This window comes from Chryseobacterium sp. 2TAF14 (assembly GCF_052115105.1).
In the GTDB taxonomy this organism is placed as follows: domain Bacteria; phylum Bacteroidota; class Bacteroidia; order Flavobacteriales; family Weeksellaceae; genus Chryseobacterium.
In genome coordinates this window covers 20,336-42,209 of record NZ_JBFRGA010000006.1, presented here as the reverse complement: position 1 = coordinate 42,209, position 21,874 = coordinate 20,336, and the positions used below count along the sequence as shown (strand labels likewise).

The 21,874-nt window shown below is 34.4% G+C and carries 19 protein-coding genes and 1 pseudogene; 15 read left to right on the top strand and 5 right to left on the bottom strand.

The window, feature by feature from the left end; translation table 11 throughout:
- Positions 1-67 precede the first annotated feature (67 nt).
- A pseudogene (locus tag AB4Y90_RS01585) lies at positions 68-1,396 on the top strand (fumarate hydratase); the annotation flags it as partial.
- 114 nt (positions 1,397-1,510) lie between these two features.
- A complete protein-coding gene (locus AB4Y90_RS01580; protein ID WP_441555478.1) occupies positions 1,511-1,801 on the top strand; it encodes a hypothetical protein in 291 nt (96 codons plus the stop codon).
- A 98-nt stretch (positions 1,802-1,899) separates the two neighbouring features.
- On the opposite strand, the gene AB4Y90_RS01575 is transcribed toward AB4Y90_RS01580, so the two are convergent.
- The gene (locus AB4Y90_RS01575) at positions 1,900-2,769 is read right to left on the bottom strand and encodes a helix-turn-helix domain-containing protein (RefSeq protein ID WP_441555477.1); all 870 of its coding nucleotides are present in this window, start codon (positions 2,767-2,769) and stop codon (positions 1,900-1,902) included.
- A 503-nt stretch (positions 2,770-3,272) separates the two neighbouring features.
- Here AB4Y90_RS01575 and AB4Y90_RS01570 point away from each other — a divergent pair.
- Entirely contained in the window at positions 3,273-5,351 is a 2,079-nt protein-coding gene (locus AB4Y90_RS01570) for a T9SS type A sorting domain-containing protein (protein ID WP_441555476.1), read from the top strand.
- Between the two features lie 99 nt (positions 5,352-5,450).
- On the opposite strand, the gene AB4Y90_RS01565 is transcribed toward AB4Y90_RS01570, so the two are convergent.
- From AB4Y90_RS01565 to AB4Y90_RS01550, 4 genes are all read right to left on the bottom strand, one after another.
- Positions 5,451-5,750: a thioredoxin family protein gene (locus AB4Y90_RS01565; protein ID WP_441555475.1), complete on the bottom strand. Its 300-nt coding sequence runs from the start codon at positions 5,748-5,750 to the stop codon at positions 5,451-5,453.
- A gap of 27 nt (positions 5,751-5,777) precedes the next feature.
- Positions 5,778-6,143, bottom strand: coding sequence for a rhodanese-like domain-containing protein (locus AB4Y90_RS01560; RefSeq protein ID WP_441555474.1), 366 nt, complete (start codon positions 6,141-6,143; stop codon positions 5,778-5,780).
- Entirely contained in the window at positions 6,144-7,553 is a 1,410-nt protein-coding gene (locus tag AB4Y90_RS01555) for an MBL fold metallo-hydrolase (protein WP_441555473.1), read from the bottom strand. It abuts the gene before it with no gap.
- A 240-nt stretch (positions 7,554-7,793) separates the two neighbouring features.
- Positions 7,794-8,300: a hypothetical protein gene (locus tag AB4Y90_RS01550; protein WP_441555472.1), complete on the bottom strand. Its 507-nt coding sequence runs from the start codon at positions 8,298-8,300 to the stop codon at positions 7,794-7,796.
- 235 nt (positions 8,301-8,535) lie between these two features.
- Here AB4Y90_RS01550 and AB4Y90_RS01545 point away from each other — a divergent pair, with 235 nt between their 5' ends.
- From AB4Y90_RS01545 to AB4Y90_RS01490, 12 genes are all read left to right on the top strand, one after another.
- Positions 8,536-10,062 (top strand): helicase HerA-like domain-containing protein, encoded by a 1,527-nt coding sequence (locus AB4Y90_RS01545; protein ID WP_441555471.1) that lies wholly within the window; start codon positions 8,536-8,538, stop codon positions 10,060-10,062.
- Between the two features lie 126 nt (positions 10,063-10,188).
- Positions 10,189-11,412, top strand: a complete 1,224-nt coding sequence (locus AB4Y90_RS01540) for a 3'-5' exonuclease (protein ID WP_441555470.1) — start codon at positions 10,189-10,191, stop codon at positions 11,410-11,412.
- A gap of 234 nt (positions 11,413-11,646) precedes the next feature.
- Complete coding sequence (gene lysA / locus AB4Y90_RS01535) at positions 11,647-12,846, top strand: diaminopimelate decarboxylase (RefSeq protein WP_441555469.1); 1,200 nt, start codon at positions 11,647-11,649, stop codon at positions 12,844-12,846.
- A gap of 150 nt (positions 12,847-12,996) precedes the next feature.
- Complete coding sequence (locus AB4Y90_RS01530) at positions 12,997-13,479, top strand: hypothetical protein (protein ID WP_441555468.1); 483 nt, start codon at positions 12,997-12,999, stop codon at positions 13,477-13,479.
- A 3-nt stretch (positions 13,480-13,482) separates the two neighbouring features.
- Positions 13,483-13,890 carry a hypothetical protein gene (locus AB4Y90_RS01525; RefSeq protein ID WP_441555466.1) on the top strand — a complete coding sequence of 136 codons (408 nt, stop codon included), beginning with the start codon at positions 13,483-13,485 and terminating at the stop codon, positions 13,888-13,890.
- A gap of 33 nt (positions 13,891-13,923) precedes the next feature.
- Positions 13,924-14,670: an energy transducer TonB gene (locus AB4Y90_RS01520; RefSeq protein WP_441555465.1), complete on the top strand. Its 747-nt coding sequence runs from the start codon at positions 13,924-13,926 to the stop codon at positions 14,668-14,670.
- 249 nt (positions 14,671-14,919) lie between these two features.
- Positions 14,920-16,359 (top strand): tRNA (N6-isopentenyl adenosine(37)-C2)-methylthiotransferase MiaB, encoded by a 1,440-nt coding sequence (gene miaB, locus AB4Y90_RS01515; RefSeq protein ID WP_441555463.1) that lies wholly within the window; start codon positions 14,920-14,922, stop codon positions 16,357-16,359.
- A gap of 60 nt (positions 16,360-16,419) precedes the next feature.
- Positions 16,420-16,851, top strand: a complete 432-nt coding sequence (locus AB4Y90_RS01510) for a hypothetical protein (protein ID WP_441555461.1) — start codon at positions 16,420-16,422, stop codon at positions 16,849-16,851.
- Positions 16,852-16,933: 82 nt separating this feature from the next.
- On the top strand, positions 16,934-18,226 hold the full coding sequence (locus AB4Y90_RS01505) for a sigma-54 interaction domain-containing protein (RefSeq protein WP_441555459.1): 1,293 nt from the start codon (positions 16,934-16,936) through the stop codon (positions 18,224-18,226).
- Positions 18,227-18,240: 14 nt separating this feature from the next.
- Entirely contained in the window at positions 18,241-18,948 is a 708-nt protein-coding gene (locus tag AB4Y90_RS01500; protein WP_441555457.1) for a hypothetical protein, read from the top strand.
- Positions 18,949-18,961: 13 nt separating this feature from the next.
- A complete protein-coding gene (locus tag AB4Y90_RS01495; protein WP_441555455.1) occupies positions 18,962-19,486 on the top strand; it encodes an LptE family protein in 525 nt (174 codons plus the stop codon).
- 1 nt (position 19,487) lies between these two features.
- Positions 19,488-21,848 (top strand): hypothetical protein, encoded by a 2,361-nt coding sequence (locus AB4Y90_RS01490; RefSeq protein ID WP_441555453.1) that lies wholly within the window; start codon positions 19,488-19,490, stop codon positions 21,846-21,848.
- Positions 21,849-21,874: the final 26 nt, after the last annotated feature.

The following is a 21,874-nucleotide window of genomic DNA, read 5'->3' as shown; positions in this document are numbered from 1 at the left end:
GATAAGGCACTGATTTTATTCATGTTTTTTTTCGTAAGCCGTATTTTTGCACCGAAATAGAAAGTAAATGGATTTTAAATATCAAGATCCGTATCCGATTTTGAAAGATGATACGGTATATAAGAAGCTGACTTCAGAATATGTAAAAGTTGAAAAACTGGGAGATAGGGAGATTTTAACAGTAGATCCGAAAGGATTGGAATTGCTGGCTGAAGAGGCAATGGCAGACGTTTCTTTCATGCTTCGTTCTTCACATTTAGAAAGTTTAAGAAGAATTATTGATGATCCTGAAGCGACTGATAACGACAGATTCGTTGCTTATAATTTACTACAAAATGCTGCAGTTGCTGCAGAAGGAGCTTTACCTTCTTGCCAAGATACAGGAACGGCGATTGTGATGGGTAAAAAAGGAGAAAATGTTTACACAGGCGTTGATGACGGCGAATATTTAAGCAAAGGAATTTACAATACTTACCAAAAAAGAAACTTACGTTATTCTCAGGTGGTTCCTTTAACGATGTTTGATGAAAAAAATTCGGGATCAAATCTTCCGGCACAGATCGATATTTATGCTAAAAAAGGAGATTATTACGAGTTTTTATTCTTAACAAAAGGAGGAGGTTCTGCCAACAAAACTTTCCTGTATCAAAAGACAAAATCTTTGCTAAACGAAAAATCTTTAGAAGCTTTTGTAAAAGAGAGAATTTCAGATTTGGGAACAGCGGCTTGTCCGCCTTATCATTTGGCTTTGGTTATCGGTGGAACTTCTGCTGAAGCGAATTTGGCAGCGGTAAAGAAAGCATCAGCAAAATATTACGACAATCTTCCGACTGAAGGGAATGAAGCAGGACAGGCTTTCAGAGATCTGGAATGGGAAGCAAAAGTTCAGAAAATCTGTCAGGAAAGTGCAATCGGAGCTCAGTTTGGCGGAAAATATTTGACGCACGATGTAAGAGTAATCAGATTACCTCGTCACGCAGCTTCTTGTCCTGTCGGAATGGGAGTTTCCTGCTCTGCAGACAGAAATATCAAAGGGAAAATTACGAAAGACGGTATTTTCCTGGAGCAATTGGAACAGGATCCGAAAAGATTTTTACCGGATACTCCGCCACATTTGGAAGAAGCGGTTGAGATTGATTTGAATAAACCGATGCCTGAAATTTTGGCTGAACTTTCAAAATATCCAATCAAAACAAGACTAAAATTAAACGGCACTTTGATCGTTGCAAGAGATATTGCTCACGCAAAAATCAAAGAATTGTTGGATGCAGGTCAACCAATGCCTGAATATTTTAAAAATCACCCGATTTATTATGCAGGACCTGCGAAAACTCCGGAAGGAATGGCTTCAGGTAGTTTTGGTCCTACAACGGCGGGAAGAATGGATGTGTATGTAGTCTAATATCTGATTATTTAGTTTAAATTTAAAATAAATAGCAAAAATCAGCTTTTATCTTTTGTCTAAAAAAGAAAAATGTATTATTTTTGCCCTAATCTTTAAGAAAAAAAAATGATTTTATCAGCATTTTGGCCGTTTTACCAGTTCCTTTGGACAATCTATTTCGTTGTAATGTTCCTTGTAGGATTCTGGTGTATCTTTATGTTTTTTGGATTGGTAATTCCAATGTGGTTAACTGAAGGTTTAAAAGAGTATTTTGGTAAAGTAAAACCTTTTGACCCTGACCAAATCAAAAGTAAGCTTTTAACAGAGCAGGAAGGTGTTGAGGTTATTTACAGCGCTCCAAAAGGCCACGGTCCTTTCATTCACGATAGCCACGGTCACGATCACGGACATCATTAATTGATTGTCATTGCTTTCCCACATGAATTCCGGGAAAGTAATATCAAAGCAAAACAACATATATTAAGCCACTGAAATTTATTTTAGTGGCTTTTCTTTTATCCTAACCTCAGCTTTTCAGGCGAAACACCAAATTTTTTCTTGAATGCGCGGGTGAAATTCTGCACATATTCGTAACCGCATTCTATTGCAATTTCTTTAATCATAATACGATTATTATTAACAATCATTTTTTTAGCTTTAAGCATTCTCAGCTCCGAAACGTAATCTACAATGGTGGTCTGATAATGCTCTTTAAACTCTCTTCTGAGTTTATTCTGATTGATACCTATTATCTTAGAAATTTCTTCAATTTTTAAATTCTTATGATAGTTTTCATCTAAGAATTTCTTTATGGTTTCAGGTGTTTTAGATAAATCTTCTTCAATATCTTTTTCATTAAACTGTTCGAAAATCAGAATTAAAAGCTTAATTATTTTGGCTTCAATAAACAGTTTCTGCATCACTCCTTTTTTAGAATATCCCAAAATTTCTTTTAAGATCATATGCATTTCTACGGTCATATTTGGCGGGGTCTGCTTGTGTAGAAAAATAAAATTGTTATTCTTCATGTTTTCCAGAATTTCTGCGCTTTCTAAAGTAGAATGAGGATCAATTAAATCAAAAATATACTGATAATTGACTTCTATCTGAATGTATTTTAAAGTTTCCTGATTCTCTGTCCACAATTCTGCCCTGTTTTCAGAAGATGAATAATGAAGGATGTACTGGTTTTTTTTGAATTTAAATTGGGTTCCGCAATCTGAAGCCTGCAAATTGATGTTCGGGCTCAGCAAAAACAAAAGGTTAAAGCTAGATTCACCTTCAATAAAATGGGATTGTAAGTAATTTTCATTCGTTGCATCTTCATTAAAAATCACCTTAATATCCTCAGATTTAAACAGCAATCCTCTTTTCGTCTGTTTCATTTTACGAAGCGTTTTAGTTTCCATATACTCAAGTAAAGATCTGCATCCGATAAATAAAAGTTTGGAAATGATAACCAGAGATTAAAGTTGCAGATTACTTTTGCAAAATTAAATTAAATTTAGAATAAATAAAAAACAATATTTATTATGTTTAAAAATTTAGATCTTTGGTAGCAAAATTTTGCATAAGTGTTTTTGTTTCATCGATTGCAGAAAAATAATTTCGTAAAAGACAACGACAGAATCTATTAGAATAGTATTGAAACGACAAAAGTTTCTAAAAAGTAATTAAAAATTTACATTCATTTTAATATTTGACTTGCTTTAGACGGCAGTTTCTTTTTTTGAAATTGCCGTCTAATGCTTTTATATTCAGATTAATGATATTCATCATGATGGATATGATAACTAAAAGATGGGAAATGATAATGTGTTTCTTGTTTTCAGGATTAATTTTGCCGAAAATTTTAAAATAATTTAGAATAAATAAAAATAACTTATTTATGTTTAAAAATTTACAATCAAAAGTTAAACAAATTGGAGCAGGAATTGGCATCCTTTCGATAGCAATAAGCTCAGTAAATGCTCAGCAATGGGTAGATGTGGGCTCTACAGGAAGTATTTCTGCAGGCTTAAGCAGCTATAACAATCTTGCCATTGATGCACAGGGAAATTATTATGTATCTTACTATGATCTATCAGTTCAAAAAGCTTCGGTACAAAAGTTTAACGGTTCAGCTTGGTCTTATTTAGGGGGAACCCCGGGAATAACGCCTGGCTCGGCTACATTCAGTTCATTATGTCTGGACGTAGATGGAAATGTGTATTATACATCTCATGTACCTTATCCCGGAAATGGAATGGAAGTGCGAAAATTTGCCGGAAGCTGGTCACAATTACCAAATGTAATGTCAACTGCCGTAAGTTATCAGGCATCTGCTGTTTCTGACTCGAATATTCTTTTTACGTATGGAAATTATTATTCCGGAGTAGTGAAACGTTTTGTAAACGGAACATGGCAACAGGTAGGCGATGCAGGTTTTACAGGTTCGGCAAATTTTGCAGAAATGGTGTTGGGAAGCAACAATAAAATCTATGTGTCGTGCAATAACACAAGCGGTCTTAAAGTTTATGAAAACAGTACCACAGCAACGACTACAGATAATTGGACTTTGGTTGGCGGTAATGCGGTTGATGCTGCATCATCTACGGAGCAGTATACTTCAGATCTTGCAATTGATGCAAATAATAATTTATATGTAGCATATGTTTCCACTTCTTCAAATGGACAAAAATTGAATGTAAAAAAGTTTGACGGAACTTCTTGGAATCAAATAGGAACAGCTAATTTTTCAAGCGGGCGGGTGCAGCATGTTGCTATTGCCGTTACTCCTTCAGGAGAGCCTTATGTAGCTGCAAGCCGTTGGGAAAACGATAATATGCTTAGAAACACGGTTTACAGATTCAATACTACAGCACAATCATGGGAAACTTTTGGCGGAACTTTTATTTCTGATAACAGTGCAACTTACAATGATGTTGCAATAGATAAAGTAAACAATAATTTAGTACTAACTTACAGTGATAATGGTATAAGGGTAAAGAAAATTCAGTTGCCTAATACAACTCCTGCCTGTAATAATGCTGATCCCGGAACGAATCCGGGAGATACAGGTTGTGTAACCTTCACTTACAAAGGTCAACAGGTAACATACACAACGGTAAGAGGAGCAGATGGTAAAGTCTGGCTTCAGCAAAATTTAGGAAGTACACAAGTAGCAACCTCAATGGTAGATGCAGATTCTTACGGAGATCTTTTCCAGTGGGGAAGATGGGATGATGGCCATCAAAACAGAAATTCTGCAATTGCAAATATTCCATCTAATAATTCTCCAAACGGGCTTAATGGAACAGCTTCCTTTATCGTAGGATCACTTCCGAATGCATGGTGGAGTTCTAATGACTTAACAGATCAATGGTCTGCCTCTGATGTGTCTGCGGTTACATCTACAAAAGGCGCAGATCCTTGTAAAGTAATCGGTCAGCAATGGAAAATGCCATCTCAAGCAGAATGGGCGGCTGCAGTAAATGCTGAAGCAATCTCAAATCCTGCAACCGCATACAACAGCAAATTAAAATTACCGGCGGGAGGAAACAGGTCTTTCACAGATGGAGCATTTGTTTTTGTAGGACAAAGAGGGTACTTCTGGAGTTCTGATGCTTCAAGCTCGGGAGGTAAGTTTCTTTATGTAGGATCCACTATTGCAAATCCTTCATCGGGAGCTTCCAGAGGTCAGGGATCATCAGTGAGATGTATAAAAGATGTTACCACAGGTTTAGGAACTTCAGATATTAAAAGAAGTAGTATTGGAATTTATCCAAACCCGACCAACGGAATTTTAAATATTAAAACAGATTCTGATATCGATAAAGTAAACGTTACCAATGTTGTGGGACAAAAAATGAATGTACAGTTTTCAAATAATACAGTCAATATGCAGCAGCTTCAGAAAGGAGTTTATATTGTTGAATTACAATTGAAAAACGGACAAAAAATTTCGAAGAAAGTGATTAAAAATTAATGCTTTTTTGGATTTACATCGTTTCAAAGAGAAGGCTTAGATTATAAAAATCTAAGCCTTTTTTTAGCCAATATTCAGCCTTAATATTTTATTGAAATTTTACATAAACTGTTCCAAAAGTTGCGTTAAACGATTGACGTCGTGCACACCGCTTTCTTTATATAATAATTCTCCTTTTTTGAAAACCGCCAATGTAGGAACTCCTCTTACATTATATTGTGACGCAATTGCAGGATATTGGTCGACATCAATTTTTATAATTCTTGCCTTTTCACCCACGTTTTCTTTCACAGTATTCAGAACCGACGATTGCACTTTGCAAGGTTGACACCAAGTTGCAAAAAAATCGATAAGCACCGGTCTTTCAGAATATATTATTTCTTGGAATTTTTGAGACATCGTATTTGTTTTATTCTAAATTTACTTTTATTTTTCTTGCTGAATGGCTTTGACATTTTTCAGGGTCGTACCGTCATAAACCTCAACTCCGTTTTTCTGCAATATTTCTATAGCCTCATCGGCTTGTATGCCTTTGTTGCAAAACACCACCACTTTTTTTCCTTTCAGCGTATCAATATTATTTTGCAGCTCAGCCAACGGAATATTAACGGCGCCTTTTGCTGTTTCTTCAGCATATTGTTCCGGAATTCTTACATCTACCAGAATCGTTTCCGGGCTTTTTACAACCTCTCTGATATTGGTTTTAATCGTGTTCTCTGATGTCGATTTTGTTTTACAGCTATTTAATGCAAATAATGAAATCAAAACCAGTGTACCAATTTTTAATTTCATTTACAACGTTTTAGATTGGCAAACAAAATCTGAAACAGGAAATTTTTCCGTTTTTTTAATGCCGTTAAAGCCACCTTCAATTTCTGTAAAGTTCCTGATTCCGTGTGAGTTGAGAATGCTTGCTGCGATCATGCTTCTGTAGCCTCCTGCGCAATGCAGAAAGAAATGTTCAGAATCATCAATCGTAGAAACCCAGTCGCTGATCGTATCTAAAGGTCTGCTGTAAGCATTATCGATATGTTCGGCAGAATATTCTCCGATCTTTCTTACATCGATCACTTTTGAATTTTCATTAAATACTTCCGCAAATTCAGCAGGCGAAATTCTTTTTACTTCATCAATTTCTTTATTGGAGTTTTTCCATGCTTCAAATCCACCTTTTAAATATCCTAAAACATTGTCAAAACCCACTCTGCTTAATCTGGTAATCACTTCTTCTTCAGTTCCTTCGTCAGAAACAAGAAGCAACGGATGCTTAACATCTACAATAAGACTTCCTACCCAAGGCGCAAAATCGCCTTTTAAACCGATATTGATTGCATTCGGAATGTATCCTTTATGAAAATCTGCAGGTCCTCTTGTATCTAAAATTAAAGCTCCGGTTTCTTCGGCAAAATTTTCAAAATCTTCAACCGAAATTGGGTTTAAACCTCTGTCCATCACCGTATCTAAACTGTCGTAACCGCCTTTGTTCATGGCAACATTCATCCCGAAATATTTGGGTGGAGCAGTCAGTCCGTCTAAAACTTCTCTGATAAATGATTCTTTATCGGGCTGATTAAGAGCGTAATTCGTTCTTTTTTGATTTCCTAAAATATCTACAGTTTCTTTCTGCATATTTTTTCCGCAGGCAGAACCCGCTCCGTGAGCCGGATAAACCGTGATGCTGTCATCTAAAGGAAGAATTTTACTGTGTAAACTTTCGTATAAAATACCGGCTAAATCTTCCTGTGTAACGCTTCCTGCTTTCTGGGCAAGGTCAGGTCGTCCTACATCACCTAAAAACAAAGTATCTCCTGTGAAAATGGCAGTTTCTGTACCGTTTTCATCAATCAAAAGATAGGTTGTGCTTTCCATCGTGTGACCCGGAGTGTGAAGTACTTTTATTTTGATCTTCCCGATTTCAAAAATCTGGTTATCCTCAGCAATGATTGCTTCAAATTCCGGTTGTGCAGTTGGCCCGTAAACGATAGGAGCGTTGGTTTTTTTGCTTAAATCTAAATGTCCCGAGACAAAATCTGCATGAAAATGAGTTTCAAAAATATATTTTAGTGTTACATTGTCTTTTTCAAGACGGTCAAGATAAGGTTTTACTTCTCTTAACGGGTCTATGATTGCTGCTTCATTTTCTGATACGATGTAATAGGCACCTTGTGCTAAACAGCCTGTATATATTTGCTCAATTTTCATTGTTGGTTTGAGAATTTCTTGTTCTTTAATCTACAAAAATCGTGTTTTATTTTTAAAATAAGGTAAAATTAAAATATCTGTTCTAATAGAATAAATCTATAAAGTTTTATTTAGTCTAAATTGTAAAATAATTTGAAGTGAATTATTAAGTTTTTAGAGGTTTGATATAAATATTTTCCCAATTAGAAATACAATAAAAATCGTATACATATTTTCTCGGGATAGTCATTGTTAGTTGATTTAAAGCTTTACTTGTCTTTCCAAAATAATTTTTTGTTCTTTATTGTTTAAAATAATCCTATTTCCCTCAATTATTCCAGATGTTATATTTTTAATATACCAACTTTTTGAGTCAAGGGATTTAATAAATCGTTCCAGCTCAATTTTGTTTCCGTTTATTCTATATTTTCCGCCATAATAAATAGATTTTTTATTTCTATGAATAGAAAATTTTCCGAAATATAAAAATGACTCACTTTTAAAGAATCCATCATTATGAAAAATTATTATTCTAGGATTTTTTTTTTCAGTGCTATTATTATAACCATCTTCGAAAACCTGTTTATAGAAAGCGGTTGTATCAATTTTTTTTAAATCATCATTATTTAAAGTATACGTAAAAGAATACTGAGCTTTCTCGTTTAATAAAGGTTCTCCGTATTTATCTTTTTTAATTTTATAAAGCTTCTGTCCAAATATACTTATGAAGCTCATGAGAAAAAATGTTGAATATATATATTTTACCATGGCGGAAACATATTTAGTTTGATATTGAATAGATGCAATTAACTTTAAGTTTATCATTAGTAAGCTCTCCAAAAGAAGATTTCAAATGTACATAAACATCAGAATTTTATTTTTACACAGTAATCTGCGCTACCTGCTAAGTTAAATTTATTTTATGAAAAATGAATGTGATAAGTAACAGAGATTGTGCAAACTTTTTACAAAAAACTTTATCTTTAAATCATAAAAAAATCAAATGGCAGACAAAACAAAATTTATCGACGAACTTTCTACAAGATATACTCCAAAAGGAGAACATATAATTTTAGGAAAAGGAATGCTGAATGGTGAAGTGGTCACAGAAGTAAACGTTACGATTCCTCTAAAAACCATCAACCGTCATGGTCTGATTGCCGGAGCAACAGGAACCGGGAAAACAAAAACACTTCAGGTTTTCGCAGAGCAGCTTTCTCACGCCGGAATTCCGTCTTTGGTTTTAGATATTAAAGGTGATTTTTCGGGAATTGCTGAAGCCGGACAAATGAATTCCATCATTGAGGATCGATATGCAAAAACCCAGCTTCCGTACAATCCGCAGGCTTTTCCTGTAGAATTAATGAGCATTTCCGGCGGAAAAGGAGTAAAGTTGCGGGCAACAGTTACAGAATTTGGGCCTGTTTTGTTGAGCAAGATTTTAGAGCTTAATGATACGCAGCAAAGCATCATGTCGATTGTTTTTAAATATTGTGATGACAAAGGTTTGCCGTTAATTGATTTAAACGATTTAAAGAAAGTTCTGCAATATGTAACGGATAATCCGCAAGGGAAAGCAGAGTTGTCTGCCAATTACGGCTCTATCGCATCTGCATCTTTGGGAGCGATTTTGAGATCGATTGTTGCTTTGGAACAGCAAGGAGCAGCAGATTTTTTTGGTGAACTGAGTTTTGATGTTCACGACTTGCTTGAAACCCGCGATGGAAAAGGAGTTGTCAATATTTTAAGAGTTGCCGATATTCAAAATAAGCCGCAATTGTTTTCTACGTTTATGCTTTCGCTTTTTGCTGAAATTTATATGACTTTTCCTGAAGAAGGCGACAGTGGAAAACCGAAATTGGTTTTGTTTATCGATGAAGCGCATTTGATTTTTGATGAATCTTCAAAAGCTTTGGTTTCACAGATCGAAACGATGGTAAAACTGATCCGTTCCAAAGGTGTCGGAATTTATTTTATTACCCAAATTCCCGGAGATGTGCCTGAGAATGTGCTTTCGCAATTGGGTTTAAAAATCCAGCATGCATTGAGAGGTTTTACCGCAAAAGATAAAAAAGAGATTTCTAAAGCGGTAGAAAATTATCCGACGACAGAGTTTTACAATGCTTCTGAGCTTATTCAGAATTTAGGAATCGGTGAAGCTTTTATCACGGCTTTAGATGAAAAAGGAATTCCGACTCCGCTTGTTCACACCTATCTGATTTCACCAGAATCAAGAATGGATGTGCTGAACGATGCCGAAGTTTCAGAATTAACATCAAAGTCTGCCTTGGTTTCAAAATACGAAAAACTGGTTGACAGTGAGTCTGCCTACGAAATTTTAGTAAGAAGAATGGAGCAGGCTGTTGAAAATTCGGCTCCAACCCAAAAAACAAAACCTGTAAAAGAAGAACCCGGCATGTTTGAAAAGGTTTTAAATAGCAGACAGGGAAGAACTTTTACTAATACTTTATTGCGTGAAGGTGCAAAAGCAATTTTAGGAATGCTTGGTTTGGGAGGAAGAAAAAGATAGTGTTTTTTGAGTTGCAGGTTTTTGGATTTCTCAAAGTAATTTTATTATTTTAGCAGAATTGCCTTTTAGTAAGATCAAAATTTCAAAAGGTTTGATTTTTGATTATAGAAGATTAAGTAGATTATAATGTATTCAATTATAGATATAGAAAGCAATGGTGCAGGTTTTAGAAAAGAATGCATTATCGATATCGCCATTTTTAAGTACGACGGTCATAAAATTGTAGACCAGTTTATTTCGCTTGTGAATCCTGAAAGCGATATTACACCTTTCGTGCAAAAACTGACCAATATAAGTCCGAAAATGGTGAAAACAGCTCCAAAATTTCACGAACTGGCTAAAAGAGTGGTTGAAATTACGGAAGGAACAACCTTGGTAGGTCATAATATTGATTTTGATTACAGAATGCTCCGTCAATCGTTTCAAAGATTGGGTTACGATTTTAAAATCAACACTTTAGATACAATTCCTTTAGCGAAAAAGCTTATTCCGGATGAGGTAAGCTATTCTCTTGGAAAACTGGTCAAATCATTGGGAATTCCTTTAATAAATGCGCATCGTGCAGAAGGTGATGCAAGAGCTACTTTAGAATTGTTTAAATTATTACTTTCAAAAGATACGAGTAACGAGATTATTCAAGAGCAGCATGAGGAAACTAATGCTAAGACTTACATTAATAAAATCAAGCTGTTAACTCAGGATTTGCCAAGCGAAAAAGGTTTTGTTTATTTCCAGAATGAAGCTGGGAAAATTATTTTTTCGGAATTTGTACAGGATATTAATAAGTTTTCGAAGAAGCTTTTTAATTCTAAATCAAAAAAATGGGAAAATATTCAGAAAGATGTTGAGCAGATCAATTTTGAACTGACGGGAACTGATATTATCGCTAAACTTATTTTAAATTCAAAAGGAATAAAAAAGAAAGAAACGCTGCCTTTCGGACTGTATTTCAGGAATGATAAATATTTGGTCGAAAAAAATACGTTGAACAAGACCGAAAAGCCGATCCTTAAATTTAAAGCTTTTACACAAGGCTCAAAAGCGGTGCAGTTTATCAGTAAGATCGACGAATTTAAAGACATCAATGCTTTCAAAAAGAAAATCGATTTCAGAAAAAGAAACGAGCTTTGGTTAGGAAGCGGCAGAAAGTTGGGCGAAAAACTTTTTCTTATTATTGAAAACGGAAAAATTACGTCTTATGGTTTTTACGAATTGTTTACGCAGATCCAGACCATGAGCAAAATTGCAAAGCTTAAAATAGACCTGCCTTTGCCGGCAAACGACCTCATCAATGACCTGCAATTGGCGCTGCTTCGCGGCGATTTTGAAACCCTTCCGTTACCAAAGTAAGAGTGTGTTTTACAGCCAAATGTGTTTTTATCATCTCGTATTCTCAAAATAAATAGTATTTTTGCAAAAGAATAAACAAGCAATGCAAAATTTTAAACAAAATAAAACCGGTAAAAAGGGAGCTGTAAAGTTCTCTAAGGTTTGGAATATTTAAGGAGTTGCCTTGCATAAAAAATAATTATTGCGGCAGACTCTTTTCGAAGAATCTGCCTTTTTTTATGTAAAATTGAAATTATGAATTCAAAAGAATTATTAAAGATCGCCAATGAATTTGGCACACCGGTGTACGTTTACGATGCAGAATCGATCAAAATTCAATATGAAAAACTTACATCTTCTTTTTTAAAACACACCAAGTTCTTTTATGCTGCAAAAGCATTAACCAACATTAATATTTTAAAATATGTAAAGAACCTGGGTGCTTCTTTGGATTGTGTTTCAATAAATGAAGTGAAATTAGGCTTGAAAGCTGGTTTCCCGAAAGAGAAAATCTTGTTCACACCCAACTGTGTTGACTTGGCTGAAATTGAAGAAGCAATGACTTTCGGCGTTCACATCAATATCGACAACATCTCTATTCTTGAGCAGTTTGGGAACAAATACGGAAATACATATCCTATTTTAGTAAGAATCAATCCTCACATTTTTGCCGGAGGAAATTATAAAATTTCTACAGGTCATATCGATTCCAAATTCGGAATTTCCATTCACCAGGTTCGTCATATCGAAAGAGTGATGAAATCTACAAACCTGAATGTAGAGGGGCTTCACATGCATACCGGAAGCGAAATTAAAGATCCGGATGTTTTCCTTCAGGCTTTAGAAATTATGTTGGAATTGTCTGAGCATTTCCCGAATCTGAAATATCTCGATATGGGAAGCGGTTTCAAAATTCCGTATCAAGACAGTGAAGAAGAAACCGATGTAAAAACTTTAGGTAAAAAAGTAGAAAAAGTAATCGCAGAATTTTCAAAATCTACAGGAAAAAAATTCGAGCTTTGGTTTGAGCCCGGAAAATTCTTGGTTGGAAAAAGCGGTTATTTATTGGTAAAAGCTAATGTTATCAAGCAGACTACGGCAACAGTTTTTGTTGGGGTAAATTCTGGATTCAACCATTTAATCCGACCGATGTTTTACGATTCTTATCATCAGATTGAAAATTTATCTAACCCGAAAGGTGCAGAAAGAATTTATACCGTTGTAGGAAATATTTGCGAAACCGATACTTTTGCCTGGGACAGAAAGCTGAACGAAGTAAGAGAAGGCGATATTTTGGCATTCCACAATGCGGGAGCTTACGGTTTTGAGATGAGCTCAAATTTTAATTCGAGGTTAAAACCTGCAGAAGTTCTTTTCTTAGACGGAAAAGCGCATTTAATAAGAAAAAGAGACGAGTTTGAAGATCTTTTGAGAAATCAGATCGAAATAATTTAAATAACATTGCTCCACAAGAAATTGTGGAGTTTTTTTGTCTTTTAAATTCAATATTTACGGTGAAAATATTTTAGATAAACTTCGTGATATTGCAAGGTTTCTTCTTTTTTTTGGCATAATTTTGTGTATTATTTTTTGTAAAATAAATTTATGAAAACACTGCTATTATTTATAGGTATTTTTGCTGCAAACTTTGCTTTTGCACAAGATCTTGAAGACAGAGATGAATCTTTCATTGTAGAAAACAATAAAAACCTTTTAAAGATAGATATTAAAGAACCTTTTATGCAGGTTGCCGTGAAAGGATGTGATGATTTTCAGGCTGCAAGCTTTGAAGGTGGCGCAGCAGCTTACAAAGAGATTCTCAGAAAATATATGTACACATATCTTAACTCAGATTTTTATACTTTAACAGGTGATTTTACCTTTACGCTTACCATCGATGCAATGGGAAGAGTAATTGATGTAGCCGGAGATCCGAAAGTATTAAACAGTGAAGTTTTCTTTGATGATATGCAGTACGTGGTAAGAAGAATTAAAAGAGACTGGAAGCCTGCAATGTGTAATGGCCAACCCGTAAAATCTGAAATGAAACTGAAGATGAATTTCTCATCGTTATCTGCAGATATGTAAATTATGAAAAAAATTTTTTTTGTACTTATTCTATTAATAGGATTTAAAAGCTTTGCGCAAGAATCAAAAGTTGAAACTGACAAGCTTACCGTAACTGAACAAGCCGAATTTCCGGGAGGTGACGGGGCTTTTTCTCAGGAGCTTCATAAAATGATTCATGCATATATAGATTTGAATCAATATGGAGTAAATGGTGTGTTCACATTTATTTTTGATATTGATAAAAATGGAAAAGCAGGAAATCTTAAGGTTTTACCAAAAGTTAAAAACAGCGAAATGTTTATCGACGATATGAAATTTGCTTTAAAAAAAGTAAACAAAAAATGGAAACCTGCAATGAAAAATGGAGTTCCAATCATTTCTCAAAAAATTATTAAAATAAATTTTGTTACAGATTTTACTGATGGATAATAAAAACCATAAATTTTTATAAATATTTTGATGATGGCAAAAAAGTTTTATTTACTTGTATTTTTATTTTTTATTTCTCAATTTCGAAGTCAAATACTTGATGAATATCCTAAAAATCAAGATTTCTATGAAGGTGGTTTAGCTAGTTTTTACAAAGAAGCACACGATTATCTTGCGAAATCTAATGCAAAAGAATGTGATAAAAATGAAATTTATCAACCGAGAATAATCGTTACCAAAGAAAAAAGCATCAAGCTCATTCAAGATAGCGACCCGGAAAATATTTCAAAAAATAAATGCGCTTATGATCTGGCGAAAGAGCTCATTAAAAATCTTGAAAAGTGGAAGCCTGCAGAAGTAAAAGGATCACAATTTGGAGCTATTACAGAGTTCATCATCTATCCTCCCGATCTTATGGCAGATTATAAACCAGGATATAATGCATTAAACTTTGTAAAATATGCAAAATATCCTTCCGGTTTTAAAGAATTTCAGAAAGAGTTTAATCTTAATTTCAGAACGCTTTTTCGTGATTATCAGATTCAGGGTGTCATCAATTTAGAATTTTATATCAATCAAAAAGGGCAGATTTCAGATATAAGGATTTATCCGCCTGTCGATAATAAAGCTTTTAATGTAGATGTTTCAAGAACAATTAAAAGATTGAGTAAAACATGGATACCTGCAATGTATTCTAATATCCCCATTAAACAGCGTGTTGCTTTTCCTGTACGATTTACCACGACCTTTACAGAAACTCCTACCGGAGATGAAAACTAATACAGTCAAAAAATATAAGTATTTAATATATAAACCTTCAAAATATTGATTTGGTTTTATAATTTCTTTTGATATGATTAAAAAAAATTATAAAAATTAAATTTTATTAAAAATCAAGCTCTGACATTCTGTCACAATATTTTGTATCTTTGCAAATTCAATTGATTTGAAATTTAAAATTTGAAGTTTGAAATTGCACTGCAGTTTTAATTCCAAATCTCGAATTTCGAATCTCAAATTTTACAGACCGTGCAGGAAAAATATATAGACGAAACAAAACAGGGAGAAGCTTTTGCAATTGCAGAAAAAGACGGGAATTCTAAGAAGTTATTCCTTGAAAGCTATGGTTGCCAGATGAATTTCTCTGATTCTGAAATCGTTGCATCCATTCTTAACGAACAAGGCTATAACACCACATTAAAAGTAGAAGAAGCAGATTTAATTCTTCTTAATACCTGTTCGATTCGTGAAAAAGCTGAGCAAACTGTGAGAATGCGTCTTTCTCAATTTAAAAATCTTAAAAAAGAGCGCCCAAATATGACGGTTGGTGTTCTGGGTTGTATGGCTGAACGTTTGAAAACCAAATTTTTGGAAGAAGAACAATTGGTTGACCTCGTTGTAGGTCCCGATGCATACAGAGATTTACCAAACCTTCTAAAAGAAACAGAAGACGGAAGAGATGCCATCAACGTAATTCTTTCAAAAGAAGAAACGTATGCAGATATCAATCCTGTTCGTTTAGGTGGAAATGGCGTTACTGCTTTCGTCACCATTACAAGAGGTTGCGATAATATGTGTACCTTCTGCGTGGTTCCGTTCACGAGAGGTCGTGAAAGAAGCCGTGATCCGCATTCTATTTTAGATGAATGTAAAAGTCTTTGGGAAAGTGGTTACAAAGAAATTACTTTGCTTGGTCAAAACGTAGACTCTTACCTTTGGTACGGAGGCGGTCCGAAAAAAGATTTTGCAAAAGCTTCAGAAATGCAGAAAGCTACGGCTGTTAATTTTGCTCAATTGCTTGATTTAGTGGCTAAAGCTATTCCTCAAATGAGGATCAGGTTCTCCACTTCAAATCCGCAGGATATGAGTCTTGAAGTATTCAAAATGATGGCGAAGCACGATAACATCTGCAAATATGTTCATTTACCGGTTCAAAGCGGTAGCAATAATATGCTGGAAGCAATGAACAGACAACATACCCGTGAAGAATATTTAGATTTAATTAAAAAAGCGAAAGAAATAGTTCCTGAAGTTGCATTTTCTCAGGATATGATCGTTGGTTTCTGCAACGAATCTGAAGAAGATCATCAAGATACATTAAGCTTGATGAGAGAAGTTGAGTATGATTACGGTTATATGTTTGCTTACTCAGAAAGACCGGGAACTCCGGCTCACAAGAAGATGGAAGACAATATTCCGGCTGATGTAAAGCAAAGACGTCTTGCTGAAGTGATCGCTTTACAAGGCGAGCTTTCAAGAAACCGTATGAAATCTTACGTTGGGAAAACCCATGAAATTTTAATCGAAGGTATTTCCAAAAAGAATAAAAACCAATGGAAAGGCAGAAATTCTCAAAATGCAGTCTGTGTTTTTGATATGCTGGAAGGACAAAAAATTGGTGACATTGTGAACGTTTTTGTTTTTGACAATACGCAAGGCACACTTTTAGGGGAAACTGTGAAGAACTAAAAATTCAATTTTATCTTCTATAACTTAATAAGAATTATCAATAATAAATAAACTCAGACAATGGAAAAATTTCATAAATATTGCCTAAGTGTATTGTTGGTAATTATCTGCAGTAATATTTCGGCACAAATAAGCAGCGGTGATCTTCGAAGTGAAGATTGTAAACAGCTGTATGAAATTTACAATCAGTTTTTAAATTCTAAAGAAAATAATGCGCTGGAAAACATTTTTTTAAATGAAAGATCCAAGCGTAAATTTGCAATAAATGACAGACAAAATGCAGCAGATGTTTTAGGGAAAATTTTTTCTAAAAAAAATCTAAGCCATTCTTACGATAAAACTGGTATTGCTTGTTCTGAAAAAGATAAGCACGGTCAGATTTTAATTAATTACTTAAAAAAAGGTAAAGAAGATCTCTTTACAGAGATTTCATATTTTAAAACTAAAGTTTCGAAGATCAGAAACAAAGATTATTTAGGTTGGGTTGTTTAATTTAAATCAAATTATTTCAACCAATTAAAAGTCTGCAAAGATAAAGTAGACAAAAATTTTATCAACAATCTAAATTTTACTTATGAGTAACGAGCTTCAAAATATAAAAAACCGCTTCGGTATTATCGGGAATTTTCCTGCTTTAAACCGTGCTTTAGAAAAATCTATTCAGGTAGCGCCTACCGATATTTCCGTTTTGGTAGTCGGGGAAAGTGGTGTTGGGAAAGAATTTATCCCGAAAATTATTCATTCAGAATCTAAAAGAAAACATCAGCCTTACATTGTTGTAAACTGTGGTGCGATTCCGGAAGGAACCATCGATTCCGAACTTTTCGGGCACGAAAAAGGAGCTTTTACAGGAGCAACAACAACAAGGAAAGGGTATTTCGAGGTTGCTGATGGCGGAACTATTTTTCTGGATGAGGTTGGTGAACTACCTTTGCAGACACAGGTGCGTCTTCTGAGAGTTTTGGAAAGCGGAGAATTTATGAAAGTAGGTTCTTCACAGGTACAAAAAACCAACGTAAGAATTGTTGCTGCAACAAATGTCAACATGATGAAAGCAATTCAGGACGGAAGATTCCGTGAAGATTTGTTTTATCGTTTAAATACAGTGCAGATTGATATGCCTGCTTTGAGGGAAAGAAAAGGTGATATTCATTTGCTTTTCAGAAAATTTGCCATCGATTTTGCCGAAAAATACAGAATGCCTGAACTGGAACTCGATCCAAGCGCTGTTCATTATATCGAAAATTATACTTTTCCGGGAAATGTGCGCCAGCTAAGAAATTTAGTTGAGCAAATGACTGTTGTAGAACGAGAGCGAAATATTTCTGTGGCAAAGCTTACAGAATATATTCCGATGGATGCTCATTTGCCGATGGTTGTGAACCAGCCAAACAGTCAGAAGCAAAGCGATTTTGGCAACGAAAGAGAAATTATGTACAAAATTCTCTTCGATATGCGAAACGATATAAATGATTTAAAATCCTTAACTTCGGAACTCATTAAGAATCGGGGAACGGCAGATCTCAGCAATCAGGAAAAGAATTTAATAAGCAGAATTTATACGCCTGAACCTCAGCAGAATGCAAGCTCCAATTCGTTGTTATATTTTGAAAATAACAACAACGGGAATCAGAATATTCAAAATCCGACCATTATCTCTAATTCTGATGATACTTATGAAGACATTGAAGATATTGAGGTGGAAGAAAACAGACCCGAATCTCTGTCTCTTCAGAATAATGAGAAAGACCTGATTGTGAAGGCTTTAGAAAAACACAACGGAAGAAGAAACAGAGCCGCAGATGAATTGGGAATATCACAAAGAACTTTATACAGGAAAATAAAACAATATAACTTAGAAGAATAAACAACACTTAAATCATGAACGTAAATCTATCACCCAAACCGATCAATTTTAAATTTGGCGAGTACATCAACAAAGGCTTTGAACTTTTAAAGAAAGACTTCGGAGGCGTTTTTGTAGGCTTTTTGGTAACTTTCTTAATGTCTATTATCCCGTTTTGCGGGCTTTTAGCAATGGGAAATTTTTATAAATACATTAAAAAGTTGAATAAGAATCAATCGGCAAGTGCAGGCGAAATTTTTGATTTTAAAGACTTTATGTCTTATTTTACTTTACAATTAATTATTATTGGAGGAGTAATCGTTTTGTATATTCCGTTTATCTTTTTCGGAGGTATCGCCGGAGCAACTGCAGATGCAAATGGAGAGATAAGCCCAATTTTTCCGATTTTGATGTTCCCGTATATGTTCATCATGCTATTTGCCATTTATTATTTCTTATTAAAGGGATTTTATATTTTGCCGTTAATTAGCTTTAAAGGAATTACAGATATTAAAACTGCTTGGAATATTTCTAAAGTGATGACAAAAGGAAATCTTTTAAACATTTTCTTATTCTCATTAGTGATAAGTATTTTATCACAAATTGGGATTTTAGCTTGTGGTATTGGGCTTTTCCTTACGATGCCATTTATGTATACCGCAAATTATTTTGCTTACGAAGACGCTATTCAGCAAATTGAATACGACGAAATTACCGAAATCGGGATCACCGAAAAATTTTAAAATTATTTAAAAAATGAATCAGTTGAAAAATCTTTTCCTTTTAATCATATCTGTAGGATTTTTAAACTCTTGCTACTCTTTTTCAGGCTCGTCTCTTACGGATGAAAAAACAGTGCAGATCAATGAGTTTCCTAATAATGCCGCTCTGGTAAACCCTACTTTATCGCAGCAGTTTTCTACAGATATACAAAACAGGTTTTTGCAGCGTACCACTCTGAAAGGAACAAAACAAAATCCTGATATTCTGATTGAAGGCGAAATTATAGATTATTCAATTTCTCCCACTACGATCAGCTCTACAACACAGCAAACCAGCGCAGGAGGAACGATTCAGGAATCTCAGAACAAATTGACGATCACAGTGAAAGTGCGCTACGAAAACAAACTGCATCCTGAACTGAATTTTGAGAGAAATTTTTCTGATGAAGCAGTTTTCAACAGCAGTCTTTCTCAGGATCAGATAGAAACTTCTCAGGTAAAAATTGCAACAGACAGAATTATCAATAAAATATTTAACGACATTGTAGCGAACTGGTAATATGATGAATCCCAGAGTTTTAGAATTATTAAAAAATCCGAAAAACATACAGTCAGAAGATCTGAATCTTTTGAAAGAAGAGATTAGTGCTTTTCCTTACATTCAAAACATCAGAGCGTTGCATTTGTATGGCATTCATCTTTTTGATAAAGAAAATTACCAGAAAGAGCTGTCGACAACTGCGGCTTATACCACCGATAAAAAAATTCTGTATCAGCTGATTAACGGGAAGATTCAGCAGAGAAAAACAGAAGTTGCAGAAAAACAACCGGAAGTTGCTGCAGATAAAACCGAGACCGATAAAACTCAGACCGGCAAAGAACCTTATTGGTGGGTAAATGAGAAAAGAACATTTCCGAAGCATGATTATAAAACAGTTTCTGAAAATCTTGCAAGTCCGAAAGCTGAAATCAAGCATGTTGTTGTAAACGGCGAACGTAACCGGATCTTATTTGAAGGTGAAGAAAACTTTCTGGATGAAAAAAATACAGAAACGATTGATCTGGAATCTACTTTAGAATCTGGCGTAATTGTAACCCAAAAATCTTCTTTTCCGATTAAACGTCCCGCTGAACCGGAAAAAAATCCAAACGATACGTCTTCTTTAGAGTCTTCTAATGAAAATATTAATAATGAAATAACTGATTCTGAAAACCAAACAACAGATTTTGAAACCGCAAAATCTGAAGTAATTATCAATGAAGAAACAATTGATTCTGAAAAAACGATAGAAAAAGTTGTCGATGGATCTGAAGTTAGCTTCCTTGAAATAGAATCTTTGGAAGCTGATGCAGAAATTCAGAAAGAAGAACCTGTTGAAAATAAAAATCAGGCAGAAAATTTTGAAGGCGAGAATGTTGCAAAATCTGAACTAATTATCAATGAAGAAACAATTGATTCTGAAAAAACGACAGAAAAAGTTGTCGATGAATCTGAAGTTAGTTTCCTTGAAATAGAATCTTTGAAACCTGATGTAGAAATTCAGAAAGAAGAATTCGTTGAAAATAAAAATCAGTCAGAAGATTTTGAAGGCGAGAATGCTGCAAAATCAGAAGTAATTATCAATGAAGAAACAATTGATTCTGAAAAAACTACAGAAAAAATTGTCGATAGTTCTGAAGTTAGCTTCCTTGAATTAGAATCTTTTGAACCACAAATTCAGTCAGAAGAATTTATTGAAAATAAAAATTCAACAGAAAATACGGAAGCTGAAAATTCGACAGAAGTTTTAAATACGGAAACGATCATCAATGAAGACGAAATTGATTCTAAAAATGTTGCCGAGAAAATCAACAATGAATCTGAATTGAGCTTTCACGGCACAGATTCTTTCTTGCCGGAAGTTAAAATTGAAGCCCCTGTTTCTGATCAGATCAATCCGGAAAAAACTCCGAAATCCAATATCAATAAGCATGAAGACGAAATGCGACGTCTGATTGAAGAGGTGGAGAAAAAGATGAAAGCCCACAAAAAAGAGGCTGAAGAAAAAACTACAGAAGCTGAGGAAGAAACCGGCGGAGAAATAAGTTTTGCTGAAACCCAGGATTTTGTTGTTTCAAATGAAATTAAAGCTGATGTTTCTCAGGAACTACAGGAAAATTCTTCTACAGAAAAAAATAATGATCCTGTTTTAGAAGAAATAAAACAAGAAAATTCAGGTTGGAGACCGATGAATTTTGAATCTTTTACACCGGATTCGTTCAGCAAAAAAATAGAACTAAAATCTGTACAGGAAGAAAAGCCTGAAGAAGTAAACGAAACTTCTGAAGAAATTACTCCAGAAAATGAAAATCAGGAAACTGCAGCAGAAAATATTCCGGAGGAAAGAGTAAATGAAGTTGAAAGTTCAGAACAAGAAATCACCAATTCTACTGAAAAAATAGAGGCTCCCGTAATGAATTTTTCATTCTTTGGAACAAACATTTCAAGTTTACCAATAAAAAAAGAAGAAGAGGAACCAAAAGAAAAAACTGAGGAATTACCTTTAACGGAGGAAAGACAAAGTCCTTTAGACAGCAATGTTCCCGGTTTTATCAACACGTGGCAAAACTGGCTGAAAATTGACAGAACCGAGGAAATTGAAAAGGTAAAAACAGAGATTAAAAATAAAGCGATTGAATCTTTTATAGAAAATAACCCAAAAATAAGCCAGTTAAAAGACGAGGTAAATTTTGTTGTTAAAGAAAAAACGGACGATATTTCTCACCTGATGACCGAAACTCTGGCTAATCTTTACATTGAGCAGAAATTGTACACCAAAGCTATCAATGCGTTCCAGATATTGGTCAACAAGCATCCTGAAAGAAAAGAATATTTTGAAAATAAAATTCAGGAAATTAAAGACAACAGAGGGAAAAATTAGAATCAGACAGAAAAATACTGTCGATT

What these genes read in the sequence shown, in the direction of transcription:
- AB4Y90_RS01580 (WP_441555478.1), top strand. Translation starts at nt 1,511, where the DNA reads ATGATTTTATCAGCATTTTGGCCGTTTTACCAGTTCCTTTGGACAATC.
- AB4Y90_RS01575 (WP_441555477.1), bottom strand. Translation starts at nt 2,769, where the DNA reads ATGAAACAGACGAAAAGAGGATTGCTGTTTAAATCTGAGGATATTAAG.
- AB4Y90_RS01570 (WP_441555476.1), top strand. Translation starts at nt 3,273, where the DNA reads ATGTTTAAAAATTTACAATCAAAAGTTAAACAAATTGGAGCAGGAATT.
- AB4Y90_RS01565 (WP_441555475.1), bottom strand. Translation starts at nt 5,750, where the DNA reads ATGTCTCAAAAATTCCAAGAAATAATATATTCTGAAAGACCGGTGCTT.
- AB4Y90_RS01560 (WP_441555474.1), bottom strand. Translation starts at nt 6,143, where the DNA reads ATGAAATTAAAAATTGGTACACTGGTTTTGATTTCATTATTTGCATTA.
- AB4Y90_RS01555 (WP_441555473.1), bottom strand. Translation starts at nt 7,553, where the DNA reads ATGAAAATTGAGCAAATATATACAGGCTGTTTAGCACAAGGTGCCTAT.
- AB4Y90_RS01550 (WP_441555472.1), bottom strand. Translation starts at nt 8,300, where the DNA reads ATGGTAAAATATATATATTCAACATTTTTTCTCATGAGCTTCATAAGT.
- AB4Y90_RS01545 (WP_441555471.1), top strand. Translation starts at nt 8,536, where the DNA reads ATGGCAGACAAAACAAAATTTATCGACGAACTTTCTACAAGATATACT.
- AB4Y90_RS01540 (WP_441555470.1), top strand. Translation starts at nt 10,189, where the DNA reads ATGTATTCAATTATAGATATAGAAAGCAATGGTGCAGGTTTTAGAAAA.
- lysA (WP_441555469.1), top strand. Translation starts at nt 11,647, where the DNA reads ATGAATTCAAAAGAATTATTAAAGATCGCCAATGAATTTGGCACACCG.
- AB4Y90_RS01530 (WP_441555468.1), top strand. Translation starts at nt 12,997, where the DNA reads ATGAAAACACTGCTATTATTTATAGGTATTTTTGCTGCAAACTTTGCT.
- AB4Y90_RS01525 (WP_441555466.1), top strand. Translation starts at nt 13,483, where the DNA reads ATGAAAAAAATTTTTTTTGTACTTATTCTATTAATAGGATTTAAAAGC.
- AB4Y90_RS01520 (WP_441555465.1), top strand. Translation starts at nt 13,924, where the DNA reads ATGGCAAAAAAGTTTTATTTACTTGTATTTTTATTTTTTATTTCTCAA.
- AB4Y90_RS01510 (WP_441555461.1), top strand. Translation starts at nt 16,420, where the DNA reads ATGGAAAAATTTCATAAATATTGCCTAAGTGTATTGTTGGTAATTATC.
- AB4Y90_RS01505 (WP_441555459.1), top strand. Translation starts at nt 16,934, where the DNA reads ATGAGTAACGAGCTTCAAAATATAAAAAACCGCTTCGGTATTATCGGG.
- AB4Y90_RS01500 (WP_441555457.1), top strand. Translation starts at nt 18,241, where the DNA reads ATGAACGTAAATCTATCACCCAAACCGATCAATTTTAAATTTGGCGAG.
- AB4Y90_RS01495 (WP_441555455.1), top strand. Translation starts at nt 18,962, where the DNA reads ATGAATCAGTTGAAAAATCTTTTCCTTTTAATCATATCTGTAGGATTT.
- AB4Y90_RS01490 (WP_441555453.1), top strand. Translation starts at nt 19,488, where the DNA reads ATGATGAATCCCAGAGTTTTAGAATTATTAAAAAATCCGAAAAACATA.